General features: G+C 57.7%; 12 protein-coding genes. 11 read left to right on the top strand and 1 reads right to left on the bottom strand.

Annotated features, from left to right (window positions below):
- The first annotated feature begins 15 nt into the window (after positions 1–15).
- The 4 genes from iscR (at position 16) to sseB (ending at position 4,060) form a co-directional block, all read left to right on the top strand.
- Positions 16–513, top strand: a complete 498-nt coding sequence (gene iscR / locus AC6I8A_RS14660; RefSeq protein ID WP_008108287.1) for a Fe-S cluster assembly transcriptional regulator IscR — start codon at positions 16–18, stop codon at positions 511–513.
- Positions 514–721: 208 nt separating this feature from the next.
- Positions 722–1,894: an IscS subfamily cysteine desulfurase gene (locus AC6I8A_RS14655; RefSeq protein WP_293792657.1), complete on the top strand. Its 1,173-nt coding sequence runs from the start codon at positions 722–724 to the stop codon at positions 1,892–1,894.
- 62 nt (positions 1,895–1,956) lie between these two features.
- Positions 1,957–3,243, top strand: coding sequence for an aminopeptidase PepB (gene pepB / locus AC6I8A_RS14650; RefSeq protein ID WP_293792658.1), 1,287 nt, complete (start codon positions 1,957–1,959; stop codon positions 3,241–3,243).
- A 49-nt stretch (positions 3,244–3,292) separates the two neighbouring features.
- A complete protein-coding gene (gene sseB, locus AC6I8A_RS14645) occupies positions 3,293–4,060 on the top strand; it encodes an enhanced serine sensitivity protein SseB (RefSeq protein ID WP_293792659.1) in 768 nt (255 codons plus the stop codon).
- Positions 4,061–4,103: 43 nt separating this feature from the next.
- Here the strand turns inward: sseB and sseA are convergent, their stop codons facing one another.
- Entirely contained in the window at positions 4,104–4,943 is an 840-nt protein-coding gene (gene sseA / locus AC6I8A_RS14640; RefSeq protein WP_154155653.1) for a 3-mercaptopyruvate sulfurtransferase, read from the bottom strand.
- A gap of 147 nt (positions 4,944–5,090) precedes the next feature.
- Here sseA and AC6I8A_RS14635 point away from each other — a divergent pair, with 147 nt between their 5' ends.
- The 7 genes from AC6I8A_RS14635 (at position 5,091) to ispG (ending at position 17,241) form a co-directional block, all read left to right on the top strand.
- Positions 5,091–9,977, top strand: a complete 4,887-nt coding sequence (locus tag AC6I8A_RS14635) for an alpha-2-macroglobulin family protein (RefSeq protein WP_497818704.1) — start codon at positions 5,091–5,093, stop codon at positions 9,975–9,977.
- Between the two features lie 6 nt (positions 9,978–9,983).
- Positions 9,984–12,308, top strand: coding sequence for a peptidoglycan glycosyltransferase PbpC (gene pbpC, locus AC6I8A_RS14630; RefSeq protein ID WP_497818703.1), 2,325 nt, complete (start codon positions 9,984–9,986; stop codon positions 12,306–12,308).
- 168 nt (positions 12,309–12,476) lie between these two features.
- Positions 12,477–12,908 carry a nucleoside-diphosphate kinase gene (gene ndk / locus AC6I8A_RS14625; protein WP_007884899.1) on the top strand — a complete coding sequence of 144 codons (432 nt, stop codon included), beginning with the start codon at positions 12,477–12,479 and terminating at the stop codon, positions 12,906–12,908.
- A gap of 188 nt (positions 12,909–13,096) precedes the next feature.
- Complete coding sequence (gene rlmN / locus AC6I8A_RS14620) at positions 13,097–14,266, top strand: dual-specificity RNA methyltransferase RlmN (protein WP_007884898.1); 1,170 nt, start codon at positions 13,097–13,099, stop codon at positions 14,264–14,266.
- A gap of 74 nt (positions 14,267–14,340) precedes the next feature.
- On the top strand, positions 14,341–15,075 hold the full coding sequence (gene pilW, locus AC6I8A_RS14615; RefSeq protein WP_479489306.1) for a type IV pilus biogenesis/stability protein PilW: 735 nt from the start codon (positions 14,341–14,343) through the stop codon (positions 15,073–15,075).
- A complete protein-coding gene (gene rodZ / locus AC6I8A_RS14610; RefSeq protein ID WP_256697115.1) occupies positions 15,065–16,081 on the top strand; it encodes a cytoskeleton protein RodZ in 1,017 nt (338 codons plus the stop codon). The genes pilW and rodZ overlap by 11 nt, the downstream gene beginning before the upstream one ends.
- A gap of 38 nt (positions 16,082–16,119) precedes the next feature.
- On the top strand, positions 16,120–17,241 hold the full coding sequence (ispG, locus tag AC6I8A_RS14605) for a flavodoxin-dependent (E)-4-hydroxy-3-methylbut-2-enyl-diphosphate synthase (protein WP_101763487.1): 1,122 nt from the start codon (positions 16,120–16,122) through the stop codon (positions 17,239–17,241).
- Positions 17,242–17,255 lie beyond the last annotated feature (14 nt).

Here is a 17,255-nt window from a genome sequence, read left to right as displayed (position 1 = left end):
ACGAGGTTGTATGCTATGAGACTGACATCCAAAGGACGTTATGCCGTAACCGCTATGCTGGACGTTGCACTGCACTCCAATGAGGGCCCGGTGCCGCTAGCTGACATTTCTGAGCGTCAGGGCATCTCGTTGTCCTATCTGGAGCAGTTATTCTCGCGTCTGCGTAAGCACGGCTTGGTGGCCAGCGTTCGTGGTCCAGGTGGCGGTTATCTGTTAGGTAAAGATTCAAGCGCGATTGCTGTGGGCGCGGTAATTACCGCCGTTGACGAATCTGTCGACGCCACCAAATGCCAGGGCAAAGAAGGCTGCCAGGGCGGCGAGCGTTGCCTGACACACGTTTTGTGGCGTGACCTGAGTGAGCGCATTAGCGATTTCCTCAACAACATCACGCTGGCGGAACTGGTGAATAATCAGGAAATCCTCGAAGTGGCCGATCGCCAGAACACGGTCGATAATCGCCGCTTCCAGCAGCATCGTGTGCAAGAAACCATCAACGTTAATCTGCGCGCGTAATATAGCTTAGCGTGGTTTTCCCAACCCTAAATGATTCGAGTTAGAGGAAGGCGGCAAGCGAGCGCATCCCCAGGAGCATACATAAGTATGTGACTGGGGTGAGTGAGTGCAGCCAACGCACCTATAACTTGAAGCATGACGGGTTCATACTGGAAAGGCCGATTCGTGCTATAAAGACGTATGATTTTTTATACGGAGTTTTAGCGCAATGAAATTACCGATTTACCTGGATTACGCAGCCACTACGCCTGCGGATCCGCGTGTCGCCACCAAAATGATGCAGTTCCTCACGATGGATGGCACTTTCGGTAACCCCGCGTCCCGTTCCCACCGTTTTGGCTGGCAGGCCGAAGAAGCTGTTGATGTAGCTCGCAATCAGATTGCGGAGCTGGTCAACGCCGATCCGCGTGAAATCGTCTTTACCTCCGGCGCGACCGAAGCGGACAACCTTGCGATTAAAGGTGCAGCGCAATGCCATCAGGCGCGCGGCAAGCACATTATTACCAGCCAAACCGAACACAAAGCGGTGCTCGACAGTTGCCAGCAACTGGCGCACGAAGGCTTTGATGTCACTTTCTTACAGCCGGGCAGCGACGGTATCGTCACGCCGCAGATGCTCGAATCTGCACTGCGCGACGACACGGTGCTGGTGTCGCTGATGCACGTTAATAATGAAACCGGTGTGATTCAGGATATCGCCGCCCTCGGCGCGCTGTGCCGTGCGCGTGACATCCTGTTCCACGTTGATGCCACGCAAAGCGTTGGCAAACTGCCGATAGACGTCACTGAACTGCCAGTGGATTTGATGTCCTTCTCGGCGCACAAGTTGTATGGACCGAAAGGCATCGGCGCGCTGTGGGTGCGCCGTAAACCGCGTCTGCAAATAGATGCGCAAATGCACGGTGGCGGCCACGAGCGCGGCATGCGTTCGGGCACATTGCCGGTGCATCAAATTGTCGGCATGGGCGAAGCCTACCGCATTGCACGTGAAGAGATGAGCAGCGAAATGGCGCGTCTGTCCGGGTTGCGCCAGCGTCTGTGGAGTGGCATTCGTCAACTGGGTAACGTGAACCTCAACGGTTCGTTGGATCAGGGCGCTCCAAACATCCTCAATATCAGTTTTGCCCACGTCGATGGCGAATCGCTGATTATGGCGCTGAAAGATCTGGCGCTGTCATCCGGTTCCGCCTGCACCTCGGCCAGTCTCGAACCTTCCTACGTGCTGCGCGCGATGGGCGTCGAACAGGAGCTGGCACACAGCTCGCTGCGTTTTTCGCTCGGACGCTTCACCAGCGCAGAGGAAATTGAGTACGCTATCGAGCTGGTCAACAAAGCGGTAACCCGTCTGCGGGCGCTCTCGCCTGCAACAAACGCCCGCTAATTCATGCACCCCTTGCGCCGGTTCTGGCGCAAGGTGACACCTAACGCAAACGGAGCCACGCGATGACAACACAACCGATGATAATTACGCTCAGCTCCCAGGCCGCCGACGCGCGCTGGGGTGATAAAGCGCTGCTGAGCAGCAACGAAAGTGGCATGACCATTCACCTGACTGGCGCAGATGCGCTGATGAGCATCCAGCGCGCGGGTCGCAAGCTGGACGGTCAGGGCATTCGTCACGTCGCCCTGCAGGGCGAAAGCTGGGATTTGGAGAAGTGCTGGGCATTCTGGCAAGGCTATCGCAGCCCGAAAGGCAAACGTCAGGTCGAGTGGCCGGAATTCAATGAGGCCGATCAGGCTGAATTTGCGCGCCGTCTGAAGATTGTCGATTGGGTGCGCGACACCATCAACCTGCCAGCGGAAGATCTCAGCCCAGAGCAGCTGGCACACAACGCGGTTGATCTGATCAATGAAGTGGGCGGCAAAGCGGTGAGCTATCGCATCACCAAAGGCGACGATCTGCGCGAGCAGGGTTATGCCGGACTTCACACCGTGGGTCGCGGTTCTACCCGCTCGCCGGTATTACTCGCGCTCGATTACAACCCAAGCGGCGATGAAAGTGCGCCGGTTTACGCGTGTCTGGTCGGTAAAGGTATCACCTTCGATACCGGCGGTTACAGCCTGAAGCAGAGCGCTTTTATGGACTCGATGAAGTCCGACATGGGCGGCGCGGCAACCTTGACCGGCGCACTGGCGCTGGCGATTTCACGCGGTCTGAATAAGCGCGTGAAACTGTATCTGTGCTGCGCCGACAACATGGTCAGCGGCAACGCGTTCCGTCTGGGCGACATCATTCGCTATCGCAACGGTAAAACCGTGGAAGTGATGAACACCGATGCGGAAGGTCGTCTGGTATTGGCTGATGGCCTGATTGATGCCAGCGAGCAGAATCCGGAACTGCTAATCGATGCGGCAACGCTGACCGGCGCGGCAAAAACCGCACTGGGCAACGATTACCACGCGCTGTTTACCTTTGACGATGTGCTGGCGGAATCGCTGCTTGGCAGCGCGACCGGCGAAAACGAAGCCTTCTGGCGCTTGCCGCTGGCCGAGTTCCATCGCAGCCATCTGCCTTCGAACTTTGCCGATCTGAATAACATTGCCAGCCCGTCACATGCGGCAGGTGCCAGCAGCGCGGCGGCGTTCCTGTCGCATTTCGTCAGCAAATATCAGCAAGGCTGGCTGCACATTGACTGCTCCGCGACGTATCGCAAAGGCGCGGTGGATCAGTGGTCCGCTGGTGCGACCGGTTTGGGTGTGCGCACCGTCGCCAATCTGTTACTGAAATAGTCCTCATCACGGCAGGCGTAAGCTTGCCGTCTTTTTTGGAATACGATAAATGAGTAACCGTCTTGAAGAGGTGCTGAAGCTGGCGGCCACTGAGCCTGCGCACCGTCCGGAATTTTTCCAACTGCTGCTGGAAGCCGATGTTTGGGTGCCAGGCGAAAGTCCCGCTGAGCAGTTTGATGCGACTTCGCCGGTCGAATTACAGCATTGGGAAAAAGAGGGTGGTGGCAGCGTGATCCCGTTCTTCACCTCCGAAGAAGCGATGGGCGAGGCAATCAAAGATGAGCAGCCTTATCTGCGCATGCCGGTGCGTACGCTGTTTGAGATTACGCAAGGCGAAACGCTGTTCCTCAACCCGAAGCTGCCTGCGGGCAAAGAGTTTTCGCCGGGTGAAATCGCCCATTTGATTGGCGAAGAGGGCAGTGCGCTGAGCCAGCAAACCGTGCTGGAAGGCGGTCAGGCGCTGCTGTTATCTGAAGTGGCCGAGCCGCCAGCGCAGATGATTGATTCACTAACGCAGCTGTTTGCCAAGTACAAGCAGGTGCGCCGTGCTTACATCGCCAGCATTCGTGAAAGCGCCACCGAAGAACCCAACCTGCTGATTGGTATCGAAGCCGATAGCGATATTGACGAGATTATTCAGGCGGCGGGCGGCGTAGCAACGGACACGCTGGCCGATGATGCACCGATTGATATCTGTGAAGTGGTTAGTGAAGATCGCGGCGTGAGCCACTTCTTTACTGCCCACATTACGCCGTTCTATGAACGTCGCTGGGGCAGTTTCCTGCGCGATTTTAAGGGCAGTCAGCGGATTATATAATCCGCACCTTACATGTAGGGTCGCCATTTATGGCGACCTGCGATCACTTTTCGATCGGTAAATCGTCGCGGCTGCCCCATTCGCCCCACGAACCGTCGTACAGCGTCACATCCCGCACACCCAGCGACGTCAGCGCCAGAATCACCACCACCGCCGTAACACCCGAACCGCAGCTGGCAATCACCGGCTGATCCAGTTTTACGCCCGCCTGAGCAAACAGATCGCGCAGTTCCGCTGCCGGTTTCAGTTCACCATTTACCACCAAACTGTTCCACGGCACGTTCAGGCTGTGAGGAATATGCCCGCGCAGCAATCCCGGACGCGGTTCATCCACTTCGGCGTTAAAACGGTTGGCCGCGCGTGCATCGACGATTTGCGCGCCGCCTTCGTGGCTGATCAGCAGCACGTCGGTCAGGCGTTTCACCTGTGTGCCATCATAAGTCGCCTCGAATTCACCCTCCGGCAAACTAACCGGTCCGGTGGCGACATCGAAACCAGCCGCTTTCCAGCCCTGCAATCCTCCGGCCAGAATCGACACATTTTCGCAGCCAAAGGCGCGCAGCATCCACCATGCGCGCGGTGCCGAGAACAGATTGCCTTCGTCATACACCACCAGATGTTTATCCTGGCTGACGCCCAATTCACGCATCGCCACCGCAAAGGATTCGGCGCGCGGCATCATGTGCGGATAAGGCGAGGTGTGATCGGACAACGCTTCGATATCAAAGAACGGGGCATTCGGCAGATGGCCAGCCAGATATTCAGCCTGCAGATCGCGTACGGCTTCCTGGCCAGGCGGCAACATGCGGGCATCAAGCACCTGCAATGTTTCCTCGGTGTAATGTTCTTTCAACCAATCAGCGGACACAAATATGGCTGTCATAGCAACCTCTTCTCAGCAAACGGGAAACGACCAGTGTCCGGGAATGTGAACGCTATCTCAAGGGTGTGATTGCTAAAGTTGGCGGGTTGATGTGAAATTGCGCGAAATTGCGTTTTCTTAACTTCTGGGACTGGTGAGGGAATTACCATGGCAAAACGTTTTAACCGGCTGCTCCTCAGCGCGCTGATCGGTGGTCTATTACTGGGCGGCTTAACCTCGACGATTCACGCGCAGGAAACGGCAACTGCAGCAACAACGCCGCAATCGCTGTCCGTTATCGATCTCTCCGAACTGCAACTCGACGGCGCTGCGGCGCTGGTGTTGACCTTCAACGCGCCGCTTGATAGCAAACAGGATTTTGCCGCGCACGTGCACATTACCGATGATAAAAGCGGCAAGGTCGACGGCGGCTGGGAGCTGGCGCAAAACGGTAAAGCGCTGCGTTTTCGCCATCCTGAACCGTCGCGCAAGTTGACGGTTAACGTCGATGCCGGTCTCAAAGCGGCCGATGGCAGCACCTTATCCACGCCATTTAATCAAACACTCACCACGCGCGATATCCAGCCGATGGTGGGTTTTGCCAGTCGCGGATCGCTGCTGCCGCTGCGTCTGACGCAGGGTTTGCCGGTGCTGGCATTAAATGTGAATAACGTCGACGTCGATTTCTTCCGCGTGAAAAGTGCCTCGCTGGCCGATTTTCTCGCCCAGTGGGATTACGGCAACAACATATCGTACTGGGAATCGCGTGAGTTGCTGAAAAATGCCGATCTGGTTTACGGCGCACGCTTCGATCTCAATCCGGCACGCAACACGCGCGAGAAAATGCAGCTGCCGCTGGGCGATGTCGATGCGCTGAAACAGCCGGGCGTCTATCTGGCGGTAATGAAACAGGCCGGAACCTACAACTACACGCAGCCAGCGACACTCTTCACATTGAGCGACATCGGTTTGTCGCTGCACCAATTCCCCGAACAGCTGGAACTGTTCGCCCAAAGCCTGTTCAACGGCGCGCCGCTGGCTGACGTTAGCGTGCAATTGCTGGATGAAAAAGGCAAACAACTCGCCAGCGGCACCAGCGACAGCAACGGTCATCTGCGCTTGCCGGCGAATGCCAAAGGCAAACTGCTGTTGGCAACGCAAAAGGGCCAAACCTCGCTGATCGATCTCAATCGTCCGGCGCTGGATCTGGCTGAATTTCCGATTGATGGCCCGCAAGGCTATGACAAACAGTTCTTCGTATTTGGTCCGCGCGATCTCTATCGTCCGGGTGAAACGGTGATCGTTAACGCGCTGCTGCGTGATGCTGATGGCAAACCGTTGCCGCCGCAGCCGGTGAAAGCCGACGTGGTGCAGCCGAATGGCGAAGTGTCGCAGACCTTTGTCTGGCAGCCAGATAACGGCATCTATCAACATCGCTTCGCCTTGCCCGCTTCCGCAATGACTGGCGAATGGACGCTGCGCATCAACAGCGGCGACAACCAGCCGCGCAGCTGGCCGTTCCATGTAGAAGACTTCCTGCCGGAGCGCATGGCACTGGATCTAACCAACCGCGCGCAGCCGGTGGCGCCGGATGACGACATTACTTTTGCGGTCGAAGGCCGCTATTTGTACGGTGCGCCTGCCGCAGGTAACGAGTTGCAGGGGCAGCTGTTCCTGCGCCCGGCACGTGAAGCGGTTGCCGCGCTGCCAGGCTATCAATTTGGCGACATCACTGAAGAGCTGAAACGTTCGCTCGATGATGTGGACGAGAAGCTGGATGAGCGCGGCAAGTTGCAACTCAACGTTGAGAGCAGCTGGAAAGAGAGCCATTCGCCGCTCAATCTGATTCTGCAAGCCAGCCTGCTGGAGACCGGCGGCCGTCCGGTGACGCGCCGCGCGACTCAGGCGATTTGGCCGGCTCCGGCGCTGCCCGGCATTCGTCCGCTGTTTAACAGCGAATCGGTGTATGACTATCGTAGCGACCGTTATCACGATGAGCCGACCGTGGCGGAAAACAGCCTTGCGGAGTTCGACGTGGTCTACGCCAATCCGCAGGGCGAAAAACTGGCGGCGTCAGATCTTGATGTGCGCCTGATCCACGAACGCCGCGACTATTACTGGAGCTTCTCCGACAGCGAAGGCTGGCAGTCGCGCTTCGATCAAAAGGATTTGCAGGAGGAGCAGCAGCGCATCACCATTGCGGCGGGCGGCAGCCAGAAAGTGAGCTTCCCGGTGGAGTGGGGCACCTATCGCCTGGAAGTGCATGCCGGCGACAACATCATTAGCAGCGTGCGTTTCCAGGCCGGATATGGGTGGCAGGACAACACCAACGGCACCGGCGCGCTGCGTCCGGATCAGGTCAAACTGAAAATCGATAAAACTGCCTATCAGGCGGGCGATACCGCGCATGTGCAGGTGGAATCGCCTGCTGCCGGTAAAGGCTATCTGATGGTGGAATCCAGCAGCGGCACGCTGTGGTGGCAACCGCTGGAGGTTCCGGCCGGCGGCGCAACCATTGATGTACCGATTAGCGACAGCTGGAAGCGACACGATCTCTATCTCAGCGCCATCGTGGTGCGTGACGGCGACAAAGCCAGCGGCGTCACGCCGAAACGTGCGGTGGGCTTGCTGCATCTGCCGATGGCGACCGAAGCGCGTCGCCTCAGCGTAGCGCTCGACGCGCCAGATAAAATCCGTCCTGAGCAGACGCTAAAAGTGAAGGTCAAAGCCAGCCGTGAAGGTGGCGCGTTGCCGCAGCAGGTTCAGGTATTGCTCTCGGCGGTGGACCGCGGCGTGCTCAACATTACCGACTACAAAACCCCGAATCCGTGGGACGCGTTTTTTGGCCGCAAGCGCTACAACGCCGATCAGTACGATGTGTTTGGTCAGCTGATTGAAGGCGGTGGCAAGCTGGCCGCGCTGCGCTTTGGCGGTGACGGCGACGATGCGGATGCGCTGTCGCGCGGCGGTAAAAAACCGGTCACCGAGGTGCAGATTGTGGCGCAGCAGTTGCAGCCTGTAACGCTGGATGCCAACGGCGAAGGTACGCTGGAACTGCCAATTCCGGCGTTTAATGGCGAATTGCGTTTGATGGCGCAGGTGTGGAGCGCCGACAGCTTCGGCTCGGCCGATCGCAAGCTGGTGGTCGCTGCGCCGTTGATCAGTGAACTGGCGACACCGCGTTTCCTTGCCAGCGGCGATCAATCCACGCTGGCGCTGGATCTCACCAACCTCACCGATCAACCGCAGACGCTGAAAATCAACGTCACGGCCAGTGGCCAGATCGCGCTCAACGGCCAGATCCCCGCCAGCGTGCAGCTGGCGAAAGGCGCGCGCACCACTTTGCAAATTCCGGTCAAAGCGCAGGGCGGCTTTGGTGAGGGCGATGTGCAGGTCAAGGTGTCCGGCATAAGTTTGCCGGGCGAAACGCTGGCAGCCAGCGAGCGCAAATGGAAAATTGGCGTGCGTCCGGCTTATCCGGCACAAACGCTAAGCTTCGATAACGTGATGCAAACCGGCCAAAGCTGGCAGGTGATGGCGAGCGCCTTCAACGGCTTGCAGCAGGATACGTTGAGCGGACAGCTGTCGCTCAGCAACCGTCCACCGCTGAATATCGCCAGCTATATCAGCTCGCTGTATGCCTATCCTTATGGCTGCCTTGAACAGACCGCCAGCGGCATTTGGCCGTCGGTGTTCACCAACCATGCGCAGTTGACGGCGATGGGCATCAAAACCAGCAATGATGAAGCGCGTCGTGCCTCGATTGATACTGGCATCGCGCGCCTTGCCGGCATGCAGCGCGGCAACGGCAGCTTTGGTTTGTGGAGCAAAGAGAGTCAGGAAGAGTTTTGGCTGACGGCTTACGTCACTGATTTCCTGCTGCGCGCCAGCGAAGCCGGCTACAGCGTGCCGGATGGCGTGATTACCCGTGCCGACGAGCGTCTGCTGCGCTATCTGCAGGATCCCACGCAGATCGAAACCAGCTGGAGCAGCGATGCCGATGGTTTGCGTTTCAGCGTGCAGGCCTATGCCGGATTGGTGCTGGCACGTCAGCAGCAGGCACCGCTCGGTGCGTTGCGTGCGCTGTATGAAAAACGCGATCAGGCGAAATCGGGTCTGGCGATGGTGCAGCTTGGCGTGGCGTTGAAGCTGATGGGCGATCAACAGCGTGCACAACTGGCGCTGGCGCAGGGCATTGGCCTGGAACGTAAGCCGAACAACTGGCTCGGCGATTACGGCAGCCCGGTGCGCGATCGCGCGCTGATTCTGTCGCTGCTGACGGAAAACCAGCTGCTGCCGGAGATGCAAGGTCCGTTGCTGATCGATCTGGCGAAAGCGGTGCACGGACAGCGCTGGTTCTCGACGCAGGAAAACAACGCGTTGTTCCTCGCCGCCCGCACCTTGCAGCAGCATAAAGGCGAAAGCTGGCAGGCGACACTACAAGGCAAAGCGGAACCGCTCAGCAGCAATCAGCCGCTCAATATTGGTATGACGGAAGATCAGCTGCGTCAGGGCGTGTCGGTGAAAAGCGACAACGCGTCGCCGCTTTACGGCACGCTAAATGTGGTGGGCTATCCGCGCACCGCACCGTCGCCGATGAGCAACGTGCTGCAGATCAGTCGTGAGTACTTCACGCTGGATGGTAAGCCAGCGGATCTCACCAACCTGAAAAGTGGCGAACTGCTGGTGGTGCGGCTCAAAGTCGCGGCTAGCGAGCGCGTCAGTGATGCGCTGGTGGTGGATCTGCTGCCTGCTGGACTTGAGCTGGAAAACCAGAACCTGAGCGACAGCAGCGCCAGTTTAGGCGACAGCGCCGATGCGCTGAAAGAGAGCATGATGGATATGCAGCAAGCCAACATTAAGCATATCGAATTCCGTGACGACCGTTTTGTCGCCGCGCTGGCGCTGGATGGCTACACGCCGGGCACGTTGTTGTATCTGGCGCGCGCGGTGACGCCGGGCAGCTATCGCCTGCCGCCGCCACAGGTGGAATCGATGTATGTGCCGGAATGGCGCGCGATTGGCAGCACGCCGGAAAAACTCAATGTGCGTTAACCCTTAATGTCTGGAAGTAAGCGACTAAAGCGGTGGCGCTGGCTGCCACTTTTTTTACTGATTTTACTGGCCGCGCTGTGGCTGCTGGATCGACTTACGCCATTGCCGCTGCGTGATTTGCAGCCGGCGCGCGTGGTAGTAGCCGAAGACGGTACGCCACTGTGGCGCTTTGCTGACCAGCAAGGCGTGTGGCGCTATCCGGTGACGCTGCAGGATGTCTCGCCCGCTTATATCGAGGCGCTGCTGACCTACGAAGACCGCTGGTTCTGGCAGCATCCCGGCATCAATCCGATGGCGATTGTGCGTGCCGTCGGGCAGAACGTACTGCATCACGGCGTGGTCTCCGGCGGCAGCACGCTCACCATGCAGGTGGCGCGGCTTATCGATCCGCAACCGCGCACGCTGCGCGGTAAAGTGGTGCAGGCGTGGTGCGCGCTGCAGCTTGAATATCATCTCTCCAAACGCGATATCCTCACGCTGTATCTCAATCGTGCCCCTTTTGGTGGCACGGTTGAGGGCGTTGGCGCGGCAAGCTGGATGTGGCTGGGCAAACCGCCGTCCCAGCTCACCAAAGGTGAAGCGGCGCTGCTGGCGGTGCTGCCACAGGCACCAAGCCGCCTGCGTCCGGACCGCTGGCCACAGCGCGCCGAAGCCGCACGCAATAAAGTGTTGGATCGCCTTGCGCAATATCACGTCTGGTCAGTGCAGGATGTCGCCGATATCAAACAAGAAGCGGTGTGGCTGCCGCCGCGCCAAATGCCGCAACGTGCGCCGCTGCTGGCCCGACGCTTATTGTCGCTGTCACCCGACAACAAAATCACCTCAACCCTTGATGTGTCGCTGCAGCGCGAACTCGAGAATCTGGCAGCGTCGCTGAAAAGCAACTTGCCGCCGCGCACTTCGCTAGCGCTGCTGGTGGTGGATCACCAAAATATGAAAGTGCGCGGCTATGTCGGCTCGGTGGATTTCAATGACGACAGCCGTTTTGGTCACGTCGATATGATCGCCAGCGTGCGATCGCCAGGATCGGTGCTGAAGCCCTTTGTCTATGGCATGGCGCTGGACGATGGACTAATTCATGGCGAATCGCTGCTGCAGGATGTGCCGCGCCGCTTCGGTGACTATCGTCCCGGCAACTTTGACTCGGGCTTTCACGGACCGGTGAGCGCCAGCGATGCGCTGGAGCGATCGCTCAATCTCCCGGCGGTGCAGTTGCTGGATGCGCTGGGGCCAAAAACCGTCGCCGCGCGCTTGCGTAACGTCGGATTGAATCTGCGCTTTCCTGCCGGTGCAGAACCCAATCTGTCGCTGGTGCTGGGCGGCACCGGCGCACGCATGGATGAGATTGTGGCGGCCTACAGCGCCTTTGCCCGTCACGGCAACGCGGCGCAGTTGCGCTGGCTGACGACACAGCCGCTGCAGGAGAGGCCGCTGTTGTCGCCGGGCGCAGCATGGATTGTGCGGCGCATTCTGGCTGGCGCGGCGCAACCGCCGGCCAGCGGCGCGGTGCCGGAGATTGCGCCTTTGGCGTGGAAAACCGGGACCAGCTACGGCTATCGCGATGCATGGACGATTGGCATTACCCCGCGCTATCTGATTGGCGTGTGGGTTGGGCGACCCGATGCGACGCCGGTCGCCGGGCAATTTGGTTTTGCCTCGGCGGTGCCGGTGATGAATCAGGTCAATAATTTGCTGGCAGGACATATGCCGGTGAACGGTGCGTCGCGCGATCCGCGTCCGCAAGCGGTCAGCGCCATGAACATTTGCTGGCCTGGCGGTCAGCCGTTGCCCCTCGGCGACGAGAACTGTCGTCAACGTCGTCAGAGTTGGGTATTGAATCAAACCGTGCCGCCAACGCTGCTGGCGCCGGGGCAGGAAGGCGTTAATGGTTTGCGCCAGCGTTACTGGCAGAATAGCCGGGGATTGCGCGTAGCAGCAGACTGCCCGGATGCACAAAGTCGCGAGCGCCTGATGTGGCCGCTGCCGCTTGAACCCTGGCTGCCGGTTGCTGAACGCCGTGCGCAGCGCTTGCCGCCGATCGATCCCGCTTGTCCGCCACTCAATCAGGGCAATGCGCCACCGATGGTGATTACCGGTGTGATCAACGGCCAGCGCGTACAGCCGCTGCCGGGCAAAGTGGTGCTGGTGATGCCGGTAGCGGTGCAGGGCGGACAAGGTGAGCAGCGCTGGTGGTTTTTAAACGGGCAGCCGCTGGAGCGGGACGCGAATAATAAGGGTGCGGCGCTGGTGCTGGATGAGCCGGGCAGTTATCAACTGGTGGTGATGGATGAAGCGGGGCAGCTCTCATCGGTGGCCTTTACCCGCGGTTGAGTGCATGGATATGGCATACTTTTTGCCTGCGCGCCCCGACAAAAATCAATTATTTTCAATAATTCCGCTAATCGCTAATAGGCAACGCGCCATGATATCCCTATAATCGGCGCGTTTTCTTACCGGGAGGAGCTCCCGGATTCTTCAGGATGCTAACTAGAGGTCAACATGGCAATCGAACGTACTTTCTCAATCGTGAAACCAAACGCCGTCGCTAAGAACGTGATTGGTGCAATCTATAACCGTTTTGAAAGCGCGGGCTTCAAAATCGTTGGCGCAAAAATGCTGCACCTGACCAAAGAGCAGGCTGAAGGCTTCTACGCTGAGCATAAAGGCCGTCCATTCTTTGATGGTCTGGTTGAATTCATGACTTCTGGTCCAGTTGTGGTTTCTGTACTGGAAGGCGAAAACGCCGTTCAGCGTCACCGCGATCTGATGGGTGCAACTAACCCAGACAACGCGCTGGCAGGTACTCTGCGTGCCGATTACGCGGACAGCTTCACCGAGAACGCAACCCACGGTTCTGACTCTGCTGAATCTGCAGCACGCGAAATCGCGTACTTCTTCGCAGAAAACGAAGTCTGCCCACGCACTCGCTAAATGCATTGATCGCCCAGGCGGACACGCGTCTTTACAGCTGTTCAACATCTGTGAAAAGGTTCCCCTGGCATCATGCAGCAGATGTAGTACAATTATGCGCCCTTGTTGAGCCAGTCTCAGCGAGGGCGCTGTTTTTTTCCTACTATTAACCAGAGCCGTAACGTGTAACAACGAGGCCAGAGAACATTATGTCCGAACAGATTGTGACGCCGTCGTCCGCTTCCCCCGTGGTTGTTTCCCCAAAAAACGAAAAAATTAACCTGCTGGATCTTAACCGTCAGCAGATGCGCGAATTCTTTCTTGAGATGGGCGAAAAGCCGTTCCGTGCCGATCAGGTCATGAAGTGGATGTACCACTACTGCTGCGATGATTTCGAGCAGATGACCGACATCAACAAAGTGCTGCGCGGTAAGCTGATGCAGCGCGCTGAAATCCGTGCGCCGGAAGTGGCGGAAGAGATGCGTTCCACCGATGGCACCATTAAATGGGCGATTCGCGTGGGCGACCAGCTGGTTGAAACCGTCTATATCCCTGAAGCGGATCGCGCAACCTTGTGCGTCTCTTCGCAGGTAGGCTGTGCGCTGGAGTGCAAATTCTGTTCGACGGCGCAGCAGGGCTTTAACCGCAACCTGCGCGTATCAGAAATTATCGGCCAGGTATGGCGCGCCGCGAAAATTATCGGTGCCGCAAAAATTACCGGTCAGCGTCCGATCACCAACGTGGTGATGATGGGCATGGGTGAGCCGCTGCTGAACCTGAACAATGTGGTTCCAGCAATGGACATCATGCTGGATGACTTCGGTTTCGGCCTGTCAAAACGTCGCGTTACGCTCTCCACTTCGGGTGTAGTGCCGGCGCTGGATAAGCTGGGCGACATGATCGACGTAGCGCTGGCAATTTCGCTGCACGCGCCGAACGATGCCATTCGTGACGAGATCGTGCCGATCAACAAAAAGTACAACATCGAGACTTTCCTTGCGGCGGTAAAACGCTACATCGGCAAGTCCAACGCCAATCAGGGCCGTGTCACCATTGAGTACGTGATGTTGGATCACGTCAATGACAGCACCGACAACGCGCATGAACTGGCGGCACTGCTGAAAGAGACGCCGTGCAAAATCAACCTGATTCCATGGAACCCGTTCCCCGGCGCGCCGTATGGCCGTAGCTCCAACAGCCGTATCGATCGCTTCTCCAAAGTCCTGATGGATTACGGTTTCACCACCATCGTGCGTAAAACCCGTGGTGACGATATCGACGCTGCTTGTGGTCAGCTGGCGGGCGATGTGATCGACCGTACCAAGCGTACGCTGCGTAAGAAAATGGCGGGTGAAGCCATCTCTGTGAAGGCGCTCTGAAAGCCAGCGCCTGCTGATATTCACCGGGCGTAACTCATGTCAGTCTCTCCGCATATTTTTATGGAGAGACTGAAATGCGTAAAGGATTACCCGTAGCGATTCTGGCTAGCTTTCTTGTAACCGGTTGTGTCAATCATCCCGCAAGGCAAAGCGCAGCGGATATTCGTTTGCAGCTCGGATTGCACTATCTGGCGGTGAAGGATTATGCCGCTGCACAGCGCAATTTATTGCGTGCTCAGCAGGCAGCGCCGAAAGATTATCGCGTCCCGTTGGCCCTTGCTCGGGTGGCACAGGCGCAGCAGAACAGCGCACAAACCCGCTGGCACTATCAGCGGGCGCAGCAGTTAGCGCCGCTGAATGGTTATGTGGCTAACAATTACGGTGCGTTTCTCTGCGGTTTAAGGCAGTATGACGAAGCGCATCAACAGTTTAAGCTGGCCATTGAGGCGCAGGAAATCGATGCTCGTCAGGATGCATTCCTGTTTTCGGGCTATTGTTACCTGCAGGCTGATGAGAGTGCCGCAGCGCGCGAGCAGTTAGGTTATGCGCTGGATGCCGCACCGGAGCAGGGCAGTCAACTGCTAAGGGAAGTGGAAAGGCGGCTTGAACAGCAGGAACAGCAGTCGGTTCCGCTGCTTTTAGAAGTTTACCATCAGCGTTTGCCGGCAACGGCAGAGAGCCTGTGGTTACAGATACGTTTCGCCGCGCAACAGGGAAACGCTGCTGACGTTACACGTTATGGCGACCGGTTGGCGCGAAGTTTTCCACAATCGATACAGTACCAGCGTTATTTAGCTAATGAATACTGAAGCCACTCAAGAGAATTCTGCAGTACATTCCACAGGTGAACGCCTGCGTCTGGCCCGTGAGCAGATGGGGCTGACCCAGCAAAACGTCGCTGAACGCCTGTGCCTGAAACTTACTACCGTGCGTGATATTGAAGAGGATAAGTCACCTGCTGATTTAGCCTCGACATTCCTGCGCGGTTACATTCGCTCCTATGCCCGTCTGGTGCATGTGCCGGAAGATGACCTGCTGCCGATGATGGCAAAACAGGCTCCGGTGCGCGCGGCCAAGATCGAGCCAATGCAGAGCTTCTCATTGGGTAAGCGTCGTAAAAAGCGCGATGGCTGGCTGATGATCTTCACCTGGTTGGTGATTTTTGTCGTAGTCGGTTTAACCGGTGCGTGGTGGTGGCAGAACCATAAAGCGTCCCAGGCTGATTTGGTGTCGATGGCCGATCAAAACGGCAGCGGCGACAATAGCCAGTCGATTCCATTGGGCGACAACAGCACCGACAGCAATGCCGATGCAGATACCAACGCAGCCGGTACGCCAATTGATAACGGTGCTGGCGCTGTCGCCACGCCGGAAAGTAACACCGCCGCACCTGCGGCGAGCACTAGCACTCCAGCGCAAACCAACGGCAGCGACAACGCCGTGGTTTCGCCGAGCCAGGCACCAATTGATACGGCGCCGCCAGCGGCGACGTCTCCGGCGCCAGCGAACAGCGTTCCTGCCGGCCAGATGCCTACCGGAAATGCGGCTGTCAGCCAACCGGCAGGCGATCCGAATGCCATCGTGATGAACTTCAAAGCCGATTGCTGGCTGGAAGTCAGCGATGCTACCGGCAAGAAGTTGTTCAGCGGTCTGCAACGGAGCGGCGGTAAGCTGAGTTTGTCCGGAACGGCTCCGTATCGTCTGAAAATTGGCGCACCAGGTGCGGTTGACGTGCAATATCAGAATCAGCCCGTTGATTTAAGTCGTTTTATCCGTAATAACCAGGTTGCCCGTCTGACGCTGGGTGCGCAATAACGCGCAGCGCGCTTTCCGGGTAATTGTGGAGAGAGAATATGCATAACGAAGCACCCATTATCCGTCGCAAATCAACACGGATTTACGTCGGCAAGGTGCCAGTTGGCGATGGCGCGCCCATCGCCGTTCAGTCAATGACCAACACCCGCACCACTGATGTGGACGCCACCGTTAACCAGATTCGCCAGCTTGAGCGCGTCGGGGTTGATATCGTGCGCGTCTCTGTTCCTACGATGGATGCGGCTGAAGCCTTCAAACTGATTAAGCAACAGGTCAACGTGCCGCTGGTAGCGGACATTCACTTTGACTATCGCATCGCACTAAAAGTCGCTGAATATGGCGTGGATTGTCTGCGTATCAATCCAGGCAACATCGGCAACAATGAGCGTATCCGCCAGGTGGTGGATTGTGCGCGTCATTACAATATTCCGATCCGCATCGGCGTGAATGCCGGTTCGCTGGAAAAAGATCTGCAGGAAAAATACGGCGAGCCCACGCCGCAGGCGCTACTCGAATCCGCGATGCGCCATGTGGATCATCTCGATCGCCTCAACTTTGATCAGTTCAAAGTGAGCGTCAAAGCCTCCGACGTGTTCCTTGCCGTTGAGTCCTATCGTCTGCTGGCGAAAGCCATCGATCAACCGCTGCACCTCGGTATCACCGAAGCGGGCGGCGCGCGTGCGGGTTCAGTGAAATCGGCGATCGGTTTAGGTTTACTGCTGGCCGAAGGCATTGGCGATACGCTGCGTATTTCGCTGGCGGCCGATCCGGTTGAAGAAGTCAAAGTCGGCTACGACATCCTCAAATCTCTGCGCATTCGTTCGCGCGGCATCAACTTTATCGCCTGCCCGACCTGTTCGCGTCAGGAGTTTGATGTCATCGGCACGGTGAATGCGTTGGAAGAGCGTCTGGAAGACATCATCACGCCGATGGATATTTCCATTATCGGATGCGTGGTGAACGGTCCGGGTGAAGCGACAGTGTCTACTCTTGGCGTGACCGGTGGCGCCAAGAAAAGCGGCTTCTATGAAGATGGTGTGCGCCAACGTGATCGTCTCGATAACAACGACATGATCGACCAGCTGGAAGCGCGTATTCGCGCCAAGGCCAGCATGCTGGATGAAAGCCGCCGCATCAACGTGCAGCAGCTGGAAAAATAATCGTGGTGCGCGCC

Source organism: Pantoea sp. X-Soil-ISGK-275, from assembly GCF_059730795.1.
This window is presented reverse-complemented; position numbering and strand designations above follow the sequence as displayed.